Raw genomic sequence first — 15,089 nt, 5'->3', positions numbered from 1 at the left:
TTCCCGCTCTCGCGTTTCCCTTTCCGGCGGTTCCGACTCTATCAGATCCTTTCGGGCCTGATTCCCAGTCAGAGGGGCTTGTCATCGCGGCCCTTGGGCCGTTCCGACGAGTGAGACTTTAGCGGATTCCCGGCTCCCGACGCTAATCGGGGGCTGCGTTCATTCGAACGCGGATTCCTCATTTCGCTAATACGCATGCCAATGGCGCGACGGCAGAACACTGTCGTCGAGTGTCGGCTGGTACTTGCGGAATGGCTGTCCGGGGACCGACCGGAGTCGGCGCTCACGTCGGACAACTCGGAGAACAGTACGTAGCGGGTCGGGGTGTGTCAACTTCGGTCCGGACGGTGCCCTGGCGGCGTACTGTGGGCCGCATGACTACGCGTACGTGCACCCAGCTGTGGTGGGCCGCCTGACGGCGGCCGTGCTCACGTATGCACTCAACGGCCGCCGCCTCGGCGGCCGTTCTTGTTTCTCCCTCCGGAACTCCTGAGGGTCGGCCGGCCGGGACGGCGGCCTCGACCAGGAGGTGGAGTAGAGATGACACGGGTCTTCAGCGGGGTCAAGCCGACCGGGCACCTGACGTTGGGGAACTACCTGGGCGCCATGCGGCGGTGGGCCGCCGTCGATCAGCACGAGGCGGAAGCGCTGTTCTGCATCGTCGATCTGCATGCGCTGACCGTTGACCACGATCCGGCGCGGGTGCGTCGGCTGAGTCGGCAGGCGGCGACGTTGTTGCTGGCGGCGGGGCTGGATCCGCACCTGTGCACCGTCTTCGTACAGAGTCACGTGGATGAGCACGCGCGGCTGTCGTATCTGCTGGAGTGCTTGGCCACGGACGGTGAGATGCGGCGGATGATCCAGTACAAGGAGAAGGCCGGGCGGGAGCAGGCGCGGGGCGGGAGTGTGCGGCTGTCCCTGCTGACGTATCCCGTGCTGATGGCGGCGGACATCCTTACGTACGGGGCCGACGAGGTGCCGGTCGGGGACGATCAGGTTCAGCATGTGGAGCTGACGCGGGACCTGGCGGTGCGGTTCAACCAGCGGTACGGGCACACCTTCGTGGTGCCTCGGGCGACGCGTCCGGCGGTGGCGGCTCGAGTGATGAATCTGCAGGAGCCGCTGTCGAAGATGGGGAAGAGCGACGACACCGGGCCGGGGATCGTCTATCTGCTGGACGAGCCGGACGCCGTACGGAAGAAGGTGCTGCGCTCCGTGACCGACAGTGGGCGGGAGGTCGTGTACGACCGGGAGGCGCGGCCTGGGGTGGCCAATCTGCTGGAGATCCTGGCGGCTTGCACGGGTGGGAACCCATCGGACCTGAGCGGTGTATATGAGTCGTACGGCGCCTTGAAGAAGGACACCGCGGAGGCGGTGGTCGAGGTACTCAGGCCCGTGCAGGAGAGGCACAAGGAGTTGTGCGCGGATCCTGGCTTTGTGGAGGGGGTGCTGCGGGATGGGGCCGAGCGGGCTCGGGCGATGGCGCGGCCGACTGTCGATGCCGCATATCGGGCGATCGGGCTGTTGCCGGCGGGCGCGGCTGTTGCGGAGACCGTGACGGGCGGGGCCGGCGCGCGGTGAGGGGTGGCGTGCGGCCCCCTGGTCGGGGGCCGCACGGCGTCAGCTGTTGCCGGAGGCCAGTTCGCGGCTGCGGTCGCGGGCGGCTTCGAGGGCGGCGATGAGGGCGGCTCGTACGCCGTGGTTCTCGAGTTCGCGGATGGCGCTGATGGTCGTGCCCGCGGGGGAGGTGACGTTCTCGCGGAGCTTGACCGGGTGTTCGCCGCTGTCGCGGAGCATGGTGGCGGCGCCGATCGCGGACTGGACGATCAGGTCGTGGGCCTTGTCGCGGGGCAGGCCGAGCAGGATGCCGGCGTCCGTCATGGCTTCGACGAGGTAGAAGAAGTAGGCCGGGCCGGAGCCGGAGAGGGCGGTGCAGGCGTCCTGCTGGGACTCGGGGACGCGGAGCGTCTTGCCGACGGCGCCGAAGATCTCCTCGGTGTGGGCGAGGTGGTCGGCGGTGGCGTGGGTGCCGGCGGAGATGACGGACATGGCCTCGTCGACGAGGGCGGGGGTGTTCGTCATGACGCGGACGACCGGGGTGCCTTTGGCGAGGCGTTCCTCGAAGAAGGAGGTGGGGATTCCTGCGGCGCCGCTGATCACGAGGCGGTCGGCGGGGACGTGTGGGGCGAGTTCGTCGAGGAGGGTGCCCATGTCCTGCGGTTTGACCGTGAGGATCAGGGTGTCGGCGGTCTTGGCGGCTTCCGGGTTGGTGACCGGGATGACTCCGTAGCGGGTGCGGAGTTCTTCGGCCCGCTCGGGGCGGCGGGCGGTGACCAGGAGGTCGGCCGGGGCCCAGCCGGCGCGGATCATTCCGCTGAGCAGGGCTTCGCCGATCTTGCCGGTGCCGAGGACTGCGACTTTCTGGGTCATGGCTGGGGTGCCCTCCGGGGGTGCGTCGTCCGGGGTTCATCCTCGCACCGGGTTTGTCGGCCTGGCTCGAGTGTCCGGTGGGCGGGATGTTGGGTGTTCGGTTGGTGTGGGGTTTTCTCGCCCCCGCCGCCCCCACCCGTCCCATCCCCCAGGGGCGCTGCCCCTTCGACCCCGCCAGGGTGCTCCGCCCCCTGGACCCCCGTCGGCCCTGAACGTGCCTTGTCCTCAAACGCCGGACGGGCTGAGGGGTGCGGGCGGCGCTGGAAGGGGTCATGCCGTCCGGCGTCGTAGTGTCGCCGCGCCCAGGCCCAGGACCAGGAGTGCGCAGCCCGCGACGATCAGTGCGTCGCGTACGAAGGCGGCTGTCATGTCCGTGTGGTGAAGGACCTCCTTCATGCCGTCGACCGCGTAGGACATGGGGAGGACGTCGGAGATGGCCTCCAGGGCGGGGTGCATGTTGTCGCGAGGAGTGAAGAGGCCGCAGAGGAGGAGTTGGGGGAAGATCACCGCCGGCATGAACTGGACGGCCTGGAACTCGGACGCGGCGAAGGCCGAGACGAAGAGGCCGAGGGCGGTGCCGAGCAGGGCGTCGAGGAGGGCCACCAGGAGGAGGAGCCAGGGGCTGCCGGTGACGTCCAGGTCGAGGAACCAGAGGGCCAGGCCCGTCGCGAGGGCGGACTGGATGATCGCGAGGGTGCCGAAGGCGAGGGCGTAGCCGGCGATGAGGTCGCCTTTGCCGAGGGGCATGGCGAGGAGGCGTTCGAGGGTGCCGGAGGTGCGTTCGCGCAGGGTGGCGATGGAGGTGACCAGGAACATCGTGATCAGCGGGAAGATCCCGAGGAGGGAGGCGCCGATGCTGTCGAAGGTGCGCGGGCTGCCGTCGAAGACGTAGCGCAGCAGGAACAGCATCACGCAGGGTATGAGGATCATCATCGCGATCGAGCGCGGGTCGTGGCGGAGCTGGCGCAGGACCCGGGCTGCGGTGGCGAGGGTGCGGGAGGCGTTCAGGGCGCTGGTGGGCGCTGGGGTGGTCGGGGGCGCGGTGCTGGTCGTCGTACTCATCGGTTCGTCTCCTTCCGGCGGCCGGCTGCGGCGGCCTCGTCGACGAGGTGCAGGAAGGCGGCCTCGACCGTCTCGGAGTGCGTACGGGTGCGGAGGGCGTCCGGGGTGTCGTCGGCGAGGATCTCGCCCTCACGCATCAGGAGGAGGCGGTGGCAGCGCTCGGCCTCGTCCATGACGTGGGAGGAGATCAGCAGCGTCGCGTCTCGCTGTGCCGCGATGTCGTGGAAGAGGTTCCACAGGTCGCGGCGCAGGACGGGGTCGAGGCCGACGGTGGGCTCGTCGAGGACCAGGAGTTCGGGGGTGCCGAGGAGGGCGACCGCGAGGGAGACGCGGCTTCGTTGGCCGCCGGAGAGGTTGCCGGCGAGGGCGTCGGCGTGGGTGGTGAGGTCGACGTCGGCGATCGCGCGGGTGACGTCCTGGTGGCGTCGGTCGGCGGAGGCGCGGCCGGGGGCAAGGATCGCGGCGAAGTAGTCGAGGTTCTGGCGGACGGTCAGGTCGTCGTAGACGGAGGGGGCTTGGGTGACGTAGCCGATGCGGGTGCGGAGGGTGGGGTGGCCGGCGGGGCTGCCGAGGACGTCGAGGGTGCCGGTGACCTTGGCCTGGGTGCCGACGATCGCGCGCATGAGGGTGGACTTGCCGCAACCCGAAGGGCCGAGCAGGCCGGTGATCTGGCCGCGCGGGACGGTGAAGTCGAGGCCGCGTAGGACGGTGCGCGGGCCGCGGACGACGGTGAGGTTTTCGGCGTGTACGGCGGTGGCGGCGTCCCTAGGGGCCGTTCCTCCGCCGGCTGAGTCGAGATTTATAATCATCACACGATGAATATTGCTCTCGTCGACGGACGCCGTCAAGCGGCGTGCGTCGGGTGGCTCAGGCGCGCGGCGGAGTGATCAGAGGCGGGTGATCCGACCCGTGCGCCCCTGAATGCCCCGGATGACCACGGGAACCGGGTGCGCGATCAACTCGCCGTCCCGAGAATTGATTTCAGTGCGAGGTCATATGCCGAGCACGTGCGTCAGCCAGCGGAGGTGCGGTTGCGATGCGCCGCGGCGTAGGCAAGGCCGATCTGTTCGCGTCCCTCGTTGTGTTCCTCGTGGCCTTGCCTCTGTGCGTGGGGATCGCCATCGCCTCCGGAGTACCCGCCGAACTGGGGCTGGTCACCGGGATCGTCGGCGGACTGGTCGCAGGGGCGTTGCCCAGCAGTCTGCAGGTCAGCGGGCCGGCGGCGGGGTTGACCGTGCTCGTGTACGAGGCCGTGCAGAGGTACGGCGTCGAGGTGCTCGGAGTGCTGGTGCTCGGGGCCGGGCTGGTGCAGCTCGGGCTGGGGGCGCTGCGGCTCGGGCGGTGGTTGCGGGCCGTGTCCGCGGCCGTCGTGCTGGGGATGCTCGCCGGGATCGGGCTCGTGCTGGTGGCCGCCCAGGTGTATGCGCTGGGTGACGCGGCGGTGCCGGCGAGCGGGCTCGGGAAACTTGCCGGGCTGGTGTCGCTGCCGGGGCGAATGAATCCGGTGGCGTTGTCAGTGGGGGGTGCCACCATTGCCGTATTGCTCCTGTGGCCTCGGTGGCGGCAGGGGGCGCGGGTGGTGCCTGCGCCGCTGGTGGCGGTGGCGTCGGCGGCCTTGGTGACCGGGGTTTTCGACCTGGATGTGCGGCGGGTCGAGGTGCGGGGGCTGGTCGATGCGGTGCGGGTGCCGGAGGGAGCGGATTTCGGGCGGCTGATGGAAGTGGGGGTGATCGGGACCGTCGTCGCGTTCGCTTTGATCGCGTCCGCGGAGTCGTTGTTCGGCGCGGCTGCCGTGGACCGGCTGCATTCGGGGGCGCGGACGGACTACGACCGGGAGTTGATCGCGCAGGGCGCGGGGAACGCCGTGTGCGGAGTGCTGGGAGCGCTGCCGATGACCGCGGTGATCGTGCGGAGCGCGGCGAACGTGCGGGCGGGGGCGTGTACGAAGGCCTCGCGGGTGCTGCACGGAGTGTGGCTGCTGGTGTTCACGGCGCTGCTGCCCGGCGCGCTGGGGGTGATTCCGGTGGCGGCGCTGGCCGGGCTGCTGGTGTACGCCGGATGCAGGCTCGTGCCGGTGCGGGAGGTGCGGGCGCTGTGGCGCGGGCATCGCGGGGAGGTGGCCGTGCTGGGGGTGACGGTGGTGGCGATCGTGGCAGGGAGTCTGTTCGAGGGGGTGCTGGTGGGGCTGGCGGTGGCAGTGGCGAAGACCGCGTGGGACATCAGCCATGTGCAGGTGGAGACCGAGGAGCAGGGGGATGCGGGGATCGTCGTACGGGTGCTGGGTCATGCGACGTTCCTGCGGTTGCCGAAGCTGCTCGACGCGTTGGAGGCGTTGCCGCGGGATCGGGAGGTGCGGTTGGAGCTGGGCGGGCTGCGGCACATGGATCATGCGTGCGCGGCGGCCCTGGAGGGTTGGGCCGCCAGGCGGGGGGAGGGGTTGGTGGTGAGCGGGAAGAGAGTGTCGTAGGCCTGGCTGTGGTCTGTGGGCTGTGGTCTGTGGGCTGTGGTCTGTGGTCTGTGGTCTGTGGTCTGTGGTGCGGGGTGGTCAGGCGGGAGTGGTGGCCACCAGCAGGATCACGTCGTAGACCTCCTCGACGATTCCGTCCGGGAAGGCCCTCGTCAGGTGGTCCCGCTCCTCGGCGAGGAAGGCTGCGGCTGCCTCCTCGCCCTGGACCAGGAAGATCGAGTGGCTGCCGATGTTGGCGAGGTGGGTGTCGATGGGGACGCGGCGGCTCCAGCGGACCTCGCGGCGGACGAAGTCGAGGCGGCCGGTGGGATCGGCGACACGGGCGTTGACGCCTCGCTTCTCGGCCTGGACGTTCACGTTGAAGTACCGGTCGATGCGGTCGGCGGTCTCGGCGATCCACGGCACGTCGAGGGCCTCGGTGTTCCACCACAGGGCGAGCGCGCCGCCCGGGCGCAGGACGCGGAGGGCCTCCGGGACGGCCTGGGCGGGGTCGGTCCAGTGCCAGGACTGGGCGTAGGTGAGGAAGTCGGCGGAGGACGTGACCAAGGGGAGGGTGTTGCCGTCGCCCCGGATGATCGGGATGTCGGGGTGGGCTCGGCGGAACTGGGCCGCCATGCCGTCGCCGGGCTCCACGGCGACCACGTCGGCGCCGCGCGCGTGCAGGAGGGCGGTCGCGATGCCGGTGCCGGCGCCGATGTCCGCGACGCGGGCGCCGGTGAGGGGGTGGCCGGCCAGGTCCTCGATCGCGTCGAAGAGAGCGGGCGGGTAGGAGGGGCGGTTGGCTGCGTACTGGGCTGCGGCTGCGTTGAAGGACTGCGCTCGGGTGGCGTGGGAGGAGGCCGTCATAGGGCCATCGTGACCGGGGTCGGGGCTCAGTGCGGTGAGTTTTTGGTGAGAGGGGGCGCGGTCTATGCGCGGCGGCGCTTCTTCGACGGGTTGCGGGTGCGGCGGGTCGTGCGCTTCTCGTGCCGGTCGAGGGCCGCCTCGTACTCCTCGCGGTGGAGTTTCTCGCCGGGGGCCTCGGTGAGGGAGCGGAAGAAGTAGGCGAGGAGGGAGCCGACGAAACCGATGGCCAGGAGGCCGCGGAGGGAGGCCTGGCGGTCGGGGTCGGGGCGCTGGGTGAAACCGTCCCAGGTGTGGCGGAAGGCGAGGCGCTGCAGATGGCGAACATCGCGACGACGAGAACGGTCACGAAGCTGCCGGTGTCGGCGATCTGGAGGCCCTCGTAGGCGAAGCGGAGGACCAGACAGGAGGCGATCGCGGCGGCCAGGGAACCGATGGAGGCGGCGATGCGGCGGAGGGCGTAGCCGTTGTCGTGGGTGACCCAGGTGGTGCCGAAGAGGCGGAGGGGGTCGGGGTGGGGGGTGCCTGGGGAGCCCGCGGACGGGGTGCCTTGTTCGTCGATCACTCGACGATTATGGCGCCGGGCGGCCGCGGGCTCCGGTGGGGATCAGGCGCAGCGTGAGGCGACGTAGCCGTCGCTGCCGGTGTTCACGTACGCATCCGAGACGTACTGGCCGCTGTCGATGTTGTCCCAGATGTTCGACGTGCCGTACGGGCCGGTGACCGTCTGGCCCGGTGTCTGGCACCAGATGGGGACTTGGGCGCCCGCGGGCAGGACGCGGACGATGCCGTACGTCGTGCCGGGGCCACTGCGGACGTTCAGCCGGACGTCCGGAGCGACAGGGTAGTAGCGCACGGTCGTCACGGACTGCGCTGTGGCTGCGCCCACCATGAGAAAGGCCCCGGTGAGCCCCGCGAGCAGGACGGATCTTCGTCTCAGGGGTGTCATGAATGTTCTCTGGGTAATGGTGGCGGGATCAGGAGCAGCGCGGGCGGATATAGCCGTCGCTGCCGGTGTTCACGTACGCGTCCGAGACGTACTCGCCGTTGTCGATGTTGTCCCAGATGTTCGACGTGCCGTACGGGCCCGTGATCGTGGTGCCCGGCGACTGGCAGAAGATCGGGACCTTCGCACCCTCGGCCAGGATGCGGACGATGGTGTAGTTGGTGCCGGGGCCGCTGCGGACGTTCAGACGGACCCCCGGCGCGATCGAGTAGTAGCGCAGGGCCGTGGTCGTGACCGCCGCCGCGGCGACGGCTTCCGTCTCGTCTTCGCCCTCTGCCACTTCGATGCCGTCAACAGACATGAAAGACCTCCCCCGTTCGCCCCCATGACTGCCATGGAGTCCCGTTGATTCCCCTGAATCGCGCCACGAAACACGCGTACGCGACTCACACAGAGAAGCTAGCAAGCCCCCTCTGTCTCGCACGAGTCATCGACTAGGCTCCGTGCGTCGCGCGCGCGAACGAAGAGCACGGGGGTGGTCGCATGGCGCCACAGCGCAACACTGGGGCGGGCGCGGAAGCGGAACTTCCCGAGTACGCCGGTCACTACCGCCTGGAGTCGTGTCTGGGCTCCGGGGGCATGGGCGTCGTGCACCTCGCTCGGAGCACCTCGGGGATGAAGCTCGCGGTGAAGGTCGTGCATGCCGAGTTCGCCAAGGATCCCGAGTTCAGGGGGCGGTTCCGGCAGGAGGTGGCGGCCGCGCGGAAGGTCAGTGGTGCGTTCACCGCGTCCGTCGTCGACGCCGACTCGGAGGCCGAACGGCCCTGGATGGCCACCCTGTTCATCCCCGGGCCGACCCTGTCCGAACACGTGAAGCGGAACGGGGCCATGAGCCCTGCCGAGTTGCGCCGCCTGATGGCCGGGCTGGCCGAGGCGCTGCGCGACATCCATCGGGTCGGCGTGGTGCACCGGGATCTCAAGCCGAGCAACGTGCTGCTCGCCGAGGACGGGCCAAAGGTCATCGACTTCGGCATTTCTCGGCCAAAGGACAGTGAACTGCGGACCGAGACCGGGAAGTTGATCGGGACGCCGCCGTTCATGGCGCCCGAGCAGTTCCGGCGGCCGCGGGAGGTCGGGCCCGCCGCCGACGTCTTCGCGCTGGGATCCGTGATGGTGCACGCGGCCACGGGGCGGGGTCCGTTCGACTCCGACAGTCCGTATGTCGTCGCCTATCAGGTCGTTCATGACGAGCCGGACCTGACCGGCGTACCGGAGAATCTCGCGCCGCTGGTGCTGCGGTGTCTGGCCAAGGAGCCCGAGGACCGGCCCACGCCCGACGAGTTGATGCGGGAACTGCGGTCGGTGGCGGCCTCGTACGACACGCAGGTGTTCATACCGGCGCAGCGGTCGGAGGGCCTGCCCGGGCCGGAGCCGCGCGCCGAGAAGCCCGCACTGCGGCCTGCGAAGCGCCGGGCCAGATGGGCGGCGCTCGCTGCCGGGGCGCTGGGCCTCGCGGCGGTCGTGGCACTGACCTCGGTCCAGCTGCTGGACGGCGGCAGCGCGGCGCCAGGAAGCAGCAGCCCACCGCGCACCACCTCAGCCGGGTTCGGCCCATGGGAGGCGACGGGGTCGCCCGGGAAGGGCACGCCCCAATGCACCTACGGCAACGGGAAGTTGCTCTGCGGGCAGACCGGCCTGGTCTTCGCCCTCGATCCGTCCGACGGCCGCCTGCTGTGGCGACACGCCGTCGCCGGGGCGCGCGCCCGGCAGCCAGTCGTGTCGGGGGGACTCGTCCAACCCGCGCTGGATCTGGGCCAGCATCTGGAGGCACTCGATCCCGTTTCCGGCAAGGCGCGTTGGCAACAGAGCATGTCCTCGTACAGCGGGCTGGCGCACACGAGCGGAATGCTTCTCGTCACCGGCGCCGACTCCACGGTCACGGGCCTCGACGCCGCCTCGGGCGACACGAAGTGGAGCCGACGGATCCCCGGGCACGAGGCGCCGTTCTTCGTCTCCTTCGCCGGAGACCCGCTGGCTTACGCCACGAGCAGGTCCGACGACGGGACGAGCACACGGGTCATCGCGGTCGACCCGGACACGGGTGACGTGCGGTGGGACAAGCGGCTGCAGGGGATGCTGGAGCCTGTCGGCACCGCGGACGGGTCGGTCTTCTTCGTCGCCGCCGACGCCGTCTACGACGACACGACAGCCGTGGTCCGCTACGACCCGGACGACGGGACCTCACGGCGGGTGACGCTGGCCGTCCCGCTGCAGCAGGCCCAAGGCGCCGTACGCGGGAACCTCGTGTACCTGATGGGGACAGGCGGCTCGTTGGTGGCCGTCGACATGGCCGCCGGCAAGCAGCGGTGGAGCCTGGAAACGGCCGTGACCAGAGGCTCCGCGCCGGTGGCCGACGACAGGCACGTGTACTTCACCGCGCCCGACGGGCGGCTGCTCGCCGTGGACGCCGCGGACGGCAGGCTTCTCGGGCAGACGCCCCCGCGGCTCGACACGAACTCGGACCAGATCGCCGGCGCCCTGTCCGCACCCGTACTCGCCCACCACCACATCTACGCAACCGCCCCCGACGGCACCGTCTTCGCCGTCCCCGCGAAGAACCCGTCCGCCTGGTAGAGGCACGGCAGAGGCACGGCACAAAAAAGGGGCCGCCCCCAAAGAGACGGCCCCTGAAGACGAACCTCAGCCCAGCATGCTCACGTCCCGCACCGCGCCCTTGTCCGCGCTCGTGGCCATCGCCGCGTACGCCCGCAGCGCGGCCGAGACCTTGCGCTCGCGGTTCTTCGGGGCGTAGACGCCGTTCAGGGCCTGCTCGCGGCGGGCCAGTTCGGTGTCGTCGACGAGGAGTTCGATCGTGCGGTTCGGGATGTCGATGCGGATGCGGTCGCCGTTCTCGACGAGAGCGATCGTGCCGCCGGACGCCGCCTCCGGGGAGGCGTGGCCGATGGACAGGCCCGAGGTGCCGCCGGAGAAGCGGCCGTCGGTGATCAGGGCGCAGGTCTTACCGAGGCCGCGGCCCTTGAGGTAGGACGTCGGGTAGAGCATCTCCTGCATGCCGGGGCCGCCCTTGGGGCCCTCGTAGCGGATGACGACGACGTCGCCGTCCGTGACCTGCTTGGTGAGGATCTTCTCGACGGCCTCTTCCTGCGACTCGCAGACGACCGCGGGGCCCTCGAACGTCCAGATCGACTCGTCGACACCGGCCGTCTTCACCACGCAGCCGTCGACGGCGAGGTTGCCCCTGAGGACCGCCAGGCCGCCGTCCTTCGAGTACGCGTGCTCGGCGCTCCGGATGCAGCCGCCCTCGGCGTCCTCGTCCAGGGCCTCCCAGCGCTCCGACTGGGAGAAGGCCTCGGCGGAACGGACGCAGCCGGGGGCCGCGTGCCACAGTTCCAGGGCCTCGGGGGACGGGGAGCCGCCCCGGACGTCCCACCTCTTCAGCCAGTCCGCGAGGGAGGGGCTGTGGACCGAGTGGACGTCCTCGTTCAGCAGGCCCGCGCGGTGCAGTTCGCCGAGGAGGGCGGGGATGCCGCCGGCGCGGTGCACGTCCTCCATGTAGTACGTGCGGTCCTTCGCGACGTTCGGGGCGACCTTGGCGAGGCAGGGCACGCGGCGCGAGACCTCGTTGATCTCCTCCAGGCCGAAGGGGACGCCCGCCTCCTGGGCTGCCGCCAGCAGGTGCAGGATCGTGTTGGTCGAGCCGCCCATGGCGATGTCCAGGGCCATCGCGTTCTCGAAGGCCGCGATGGTGGCGATGTTGCGGGGCAGGACCGTCTCGTCGTCCTGCTCGTAGTAGCGCCGGGTGATGTCCATGACCGTGCGTGCGGCATCGACGTACAGCTGCTTGCGGGCCGTGTGCGTGGCCAGGACCGAGCCGTTGCCGGGGAGGGAGAGGCCGATGGCCTCGGTGAGGCAGTTCATCGAGTTGGCCGTGAACATGCCGGAACAGCTGCCGCAGGTCGGGCAGGCGTTCTCCTCGATACGGAGGATGTCCTCGTCCGAGATCTTGTCGTTGGCGGCCTCGGACATCGCGTCGACCAGGTCGAGCGTGCGGACCGTGCCGTCGACCAGGGTGGCGCGGCCGGACTCCATCGGGCCGCCGGAGACGAAGACCGTGGGGATGTTCAGCCGCAGGGCCGCGTTCAGCATGCCCGGGGTGATCTTGTCGCAGTTGGAGATGCAGACGATGGCGTCGGCGCAGTGCGCCTCGACCATGTACTCCACGCTGTCCGCGATCAGGTCGCGGGAGGGCAGGGAGTACAGCATTCCTCCGTGACCCATCGCGATGCCGTCGTCCACCGCGATGGTGTTGAACTCACGCGGGATGCCGCCGGCCTCGATGATCGCCTCGCTCACGATCCGGCCGACCGGCTGCAGGTGGGTGTGGCCGGGGACGAACTCCGTGAAGCTGTTCGCGACCGCGATGATCGGCTTGCGGCCGATGTCCGCACCGGGTACACCGGAGGCGCGCATAAGGGCGCGGGCGCCCGCCATGTTGCGTCCGTGGGTGACTGTGCGGGACCTCAGCTCGGGCATCGTCGCTCGCTCCTTCAGGGACTGCAGAGACTGCGATCAGAGACTTCTGACTGCTAACGAGCGTACGCCGGTCATCCAGGGGGCGGACAGGTCGTCCGGAATGCGGGACGCGCGTCTCACAGCCGCTCCCAGCCACTCACAGCCGCTCCCACCCACTCACAGCCGCCCACAGCCGCTACGGACTCGTCAGATGCCCCTGCACCACCGGCGCCACCCGCGCGATGATCGCCTCCACCTCCGCCGACGCCAGCGGCTCCACCTTGATCACGTACCGGAGCATGGCGATGCCGACCAGCTGCGCCGCCGCCAGCTCGGCGCGCAGTTCCGCGTCCGGGGCGTCGAGTTCGCCCGCGATGCGGAGCAGCAGCTGCACGGAGACCAGGCGGCGGAAGACGGCGGCCGCGGTGTCGTTGGTCACCGCCGAACGGACGATCGCGAGCAGCGGCGTCCGGGTCACCGGGTTCTCCCAGAGACCGAAGAACATGCGGGTCAGACGCTCGCCGACGGTGTCCGCCGGGCCGGCGAGGGCCACGTCACGCCCGTTGAGGGCGGGGGCGAGGGCGACCTCGATGGCCGCCTCGAAGACCTTTTCCTTGGTGCCGAAGTAGTGGTGGACCAGGGCCGAGTCGACGCCGGCCGCCTTGGCGATGCCGCGCACGGACGTCTGCTCGTAGCCCCGCTCGGAGAACTCCTCCCGGGCCACGGCCAGGATGCGGTCACGGGTGTCGGCCGATTCCGTACGACGGCGGCGGCCCCGCCTGCGGGCGGTGACGTCGGTCACGGGCGGGTCACCTTCACCGCCGAGGCCAGGTGCAGGCGCGTGAAGGCCAGCGCCTCGGCGAGGTCGGCCTCCCGTTCGGCGCCGGACATCGCGCGCCGGGTGTTGACCTCGATGACGACATGGCCGTCGAAGCCGGTCAGGGCGAGACGTTCCAGCACCTCGGCGCAGGGCTGGGTGCCGCGGCCGGGGACGAGGTGCTCGTCCTTCGCCGAACCCCGGCCGTCGGCGAGGTGGACATGGCCGAGCCGGTCGGCCATGCGGTCGATCATCTGGATGGCGTCGGAACGGGCCGTGGCCGCATGACTGAGATCGATCGTGAAGTGACGGTAGTCCTCCTTCGTCACGTCCCAGTCGGGCGCGTAGGCGAGCATCTCGCGGTCGCGGTAGCGCCAGGGGTACATGTTCTCGACGGCGAACCGTACGTCCGTCTCGTTCGCCATGCGCCAGATCCCGCTGACGAAGTCGCGGGCGTACTGGCGCTGCCAGCGGAACGGCGGGTGCACGACGACCGTGCTCGCGCCGAGCTTCTCGGCGGCCGCCTGGGCGCGCTGGAGCTTGGTCCAGGGGTCGGTGGACCACACGCGCTGCGTGATGAGCAGGCAGGGGGCGTGCACCGCGAGGATGGGGATGCGGTGGTAGTCGCTGAGTCTGCGCAGCGCCTCGATGTCCTGACTGACGGGGTCGGTCCACACCATGACCTCGACGCCGTCGTACCCGAGGCGCGCGGCGATCTCGAAGGCGGTCGCAGTCGACTCCGGATAGACGGAGGCCGTGGACAGGGCGACCTTCGCATCCGGGATGCGTACGACTGGCTCTGCCATGGGGGACAGATTACGGGGTGCGGTCGGGTGGGTGTGGGGTGCCTATTCGCCGTTGTGGGGTTCGCCACGGGCGGGCGGGTTGCTCGCGCACCACGGCGGTGCCGCAGATCGATACAGCACCGCTCGCCTTTTACGGCGCTATACGGCGCTATACGGCGCTACACCGACCCCATGTGATCCAGCCGACGCAGGATGACGCCCTCCCGCAGCGCCCACGGGCAGATCTCCGCGCTCTCCACGCCGAACAGGTCCATCGCCCCCTCCGCCACCAACGCACCCGCGAGGAGCTGGCTCGCGCGGCCCTCGGAGACTCCGGGAAGGTCTGCCCGCTCGGCGGTCGTCATGCCGGCGAGCCGGGGAACCCAGGCCTCCAGGGACTCGCGCTTCAGCTCGCGCTGGACGTACAGGCCCTCCGCTGAGCGGGCCGCGCCGGCCAGGCGGGCCAGTTGCTTGAAGGTCTTGGACGTGGCGACGACGTGGTCGGGTGCGCCGAGGCGGGTGAACTCGCCGACCGTGCGGGCGATCTGGGCGCGGACGTGGCGGCGCAGGGCCCTTATCGCCTCGGGGTCCGGCGGGTCGCCGGGGAGCCAGCCCGCGGTGAGGCGGCCCGCGCCGAGCGGCAGGGAGACCGCGGCGTCGGGCTCCTCGTCCATGCCGTACGCGATCTCCAGGGAGCCGCCGCCGATGTCGAGGACGAGGAGCTTGCCCGCGGACCAGCCGAACCAGCGGCGGGCGGCGAGGAAGGTGAGCCGGGCCTCCTCGGCACCGGTCAGGACCTGGAGGTCCACGCCGGTCTCGGCCTGCACGCGTGCGAGGACGTCATCGGCGTTGCTGGCCTCGCGAACGGCGGAGGTCGCGAACGGCAGCACGTCCTCGACGCCCTTGTCCTCGGCGGCCTGGAGCGCCTCGCGGACGACTCCGATGAGTTTGTCGACCCCTTCGGGGCCGATCGCACCGTCCTCGTCGAGCAGTTCGGCAAGGCGCAGCTCCGCCTTGTGCGAGTGCGCGGGCAGGGGGTGCGCACCCGGGTGCGCGTCCACCACCAGCAGATGCACCGTGTTCGATCCCACGTCGAGGACACCGAGTCTCATGTACGGAACGCTACTGCCAGCGGAGCCGGACGCGGCCCCCGGAGCTGTCCAGGAGGTCGTCCTCGGGGCTGTCCCTGGTCCGTCCCCGGGCGAC

The 15,089-nt window shown here is 70.3% G+C and carries 13 protein-coding genes and 1 pseudogene; 3 read left to right on the top strand and 11 right to left on the bottom strand.

Features of this window, described 5'->3' with window-relative positions; translation table 11 throughout:
- Window positions 1-540 precede the first annotated feature (540 nt).
- Complete coding sequence (trpS, locus tag AC5P09_RS25355) at window positions 541-1,581, top strand: tryptophan--tRNA ligase (RefSeq protein ID WP_493876067.1); 1,041 nt, start codon at window positions 541-543, stop codon at window positions 1,579-1,581.
- A 39-nt stretch (window positions 1,582-1,620) separates the two neighbouring features.
- Here trpS and proC read toward each other — a convergent pair whose 3' ends face one another.
- The 3 genes from proC to AC5P09_RS25340 all read right to left on the bottom strand — a co-directional run bounded on the left by proC (window position 1,621) and on the right by AC5P09_RS25340 (window position 4,301).
- Window positions 1,621-2,430 (bottom strand): pyrroline-5-carboxylate reductase, encoded by an 810-nt coding sequence (gene proC, locus AC5P09_RS25350; protein WP_493876066.1) that lies wholly within the window; start codon window positions 2,428-2,430, stop codon window positions 1,621-1,623.
- A gap of 270 nt (window positions 2,431-2,700) precedes the next feature.
- Window positions 2,701-3,492, bottom strand: coding sequence for an ABC transporter permease (locus AC5P09_RS25345; RefSeq protein ID WP_266435669.1), 792 nt, complete (start codon window positions 3,490-3,492; stop codon window positions 2,701-2,703).
- Window positions 3,489-4,301: an ABC transporter ATP-binding protein gene (locus tag AC5P09_RS25340; protein WP_493876075.1), complete on the bottom strand. Its 813-nt coding sequence runs from the start codon at window positions 4,299-4,301 to the stop codon at window positions 3,489-3,491. Before AC5P09_RS25340 ends, AC5P09_RS25345 begins: the two co-directional genes overlap by 4 nt.
- A gap of 227 nt (window positions 4,302-4,528) precedes the next feature.
- Here AC5P09_RS25340 and AC5P09_RS25335 point away from each other — a divergent pair, with 227 nt between their 5' ends.
- Window positions 4,529-5,959, top strand: a complete 1,431-nt coding sequence (locus tag AC5P09_RS25335) for a SulP family inorganic anion transporter (RefSeq protein WP_493876065.1) — start codon at window positions 4,529-4,531, stop codon at window positions 5,957-5,959.
- Window positions 5,960-6,037: 78 nt separating this feature from the next.
- On the opposite strand, the gene AC5P09_RS25330 is transcribed toward AC5P09_RS25335, so the two are convergent.
- From AC5P09_RS25330 to AC5P09_RS25315, 4 genes and pseudogenes are all read right to left on the bottom strand, one after another.
- Entirely contained in the window at window positions 6,038-6,805 is a 768-nt protein-coding gene (locus AC5P09_RS25330) for a class I SAM-dependent methyltransferase (RefSeq protein ID WP_493876064.1), read from the bottom strand.
- Window positions 6,806-6,867: 62 nt separating this feature from the next.
- A pseudogene (locus tag AC5P09_RS25325) lies at window positions 6,868-7,367 on the bottom strand (EamA/RhaT family transporter).
- Window positions 7,368-7,409: 42 nt separating this feature from the next.
- The gene (locus AC5P09_RS25320) at window positions 7,410-7,694 is read right to left on the bottom strand and encodes a peptidase (protein ID WP_493876074.1); all 285 of its coding nucleotides are present in this window, start codon (window positions 7,692-7,694) and stop codon (window positions 7,410-7,412) included.
- An 85-nt stretch (window positions 7,695-7,779) separates the two neighbouring features.
- On the bottom strand, window positions 7,780-8,109 hold the full coding sequence (locus AC5P09_RS25315) for an SH3 domain-containing protein (protein ID WP_493876063.1): 330 nt from the start codon (window positions 8,107-8,109) through the stop codon (window positions 7,780-7,782).
- A gap of 182 nt (window positions 8,110-8,291) precedes the next feature.
- Between AC5P09_RS25315 and AC5P09_RS25310 the strand changes: the two genes are divergently transcribed.
- Complete coding sequence (locus AC5P09_RS25310) at window positions 8,292-10,382, top strand: serine/threonine-protein kinase (protein WP_493876062.1); 2,091 nt, start codon at window positions 8,292-8,294, stop codon at window positions 10,380-10,382.
- A 66-nt stretch (window positions 10,383-10,448) separates the two neighbouring features.
- On the opposite strand, the gene ilvD is transcribed toward AC5P09_RS25310, so the two are convergent.
- The 4 genes from ilvD to AC5P09_RS25290 all read right to left on the bottom strand — a co-directional run bounded on the left by ilvD (window position 10,449) and on the right by AC5P09_RS25290 (window position 14,995).
- Window positions 10,449-12,302 (bottom strand): dihydroxy-acid dehydratase, encoded by a 1,854-nt coding sequence (gene ilvD / locus AC5P09_RS25305; RefSeq protein WP_493876061.1) that lies wholly within the window; start codon window positions 12,300-12,302, stop codon window positions 10,449-10,451.
- A gap of 175 nt (window positions 12,303-12,477) precedes the next feature.
- Window positions 12,478-13,083: a TetR/AcrR family transcriptional regulator gene (locus tag AC5P09_RS25300; RefSeq protein WP_307676525.1), complete on the bottom strand. Its 606-nt coding sequence runs from the start codon at window positions 13,081-13,083 to the stop codon at window positions 12,478-12,480.
- Window positions 13,080-13,904, bottom strand: coding sequence for a sugar phosphate isomerase/epimerase family protein (locus AC5P09_RS25295; RefSeq protein ID WP_266435691.1), 825 nt, complete (start codon window positions 13,902-13,904; stop codon window positions 13,080-13,082). Before AC5P09_RS25295 ends, AC5P09_RS25300 begins: the two co-directional genes overlap by 4 nt.
- 158 nt (window positions 13,905-14,062) lie before the next feature.
- Window positions 14,063-14,995, bottom strand: coding sequence for a Ppx/GppA family phosphatase (locus AC5P09_RS25290; RefSeq protein WP_307676524.1), 933 nt, complete (start codon window positions 14,993-14,995; stop codon window positions 14,063-14,065).
- Window positions 14,996-15,089: the final 94 nt, after the last annotated feature.

Source organism: Streptomyces sp. a15, from assembly GCF_059026085.1.
Note: the sequence above shows the minus strand (reverse complement) of the source record. Positions and strands in the feature narration are given on the sequence as shown.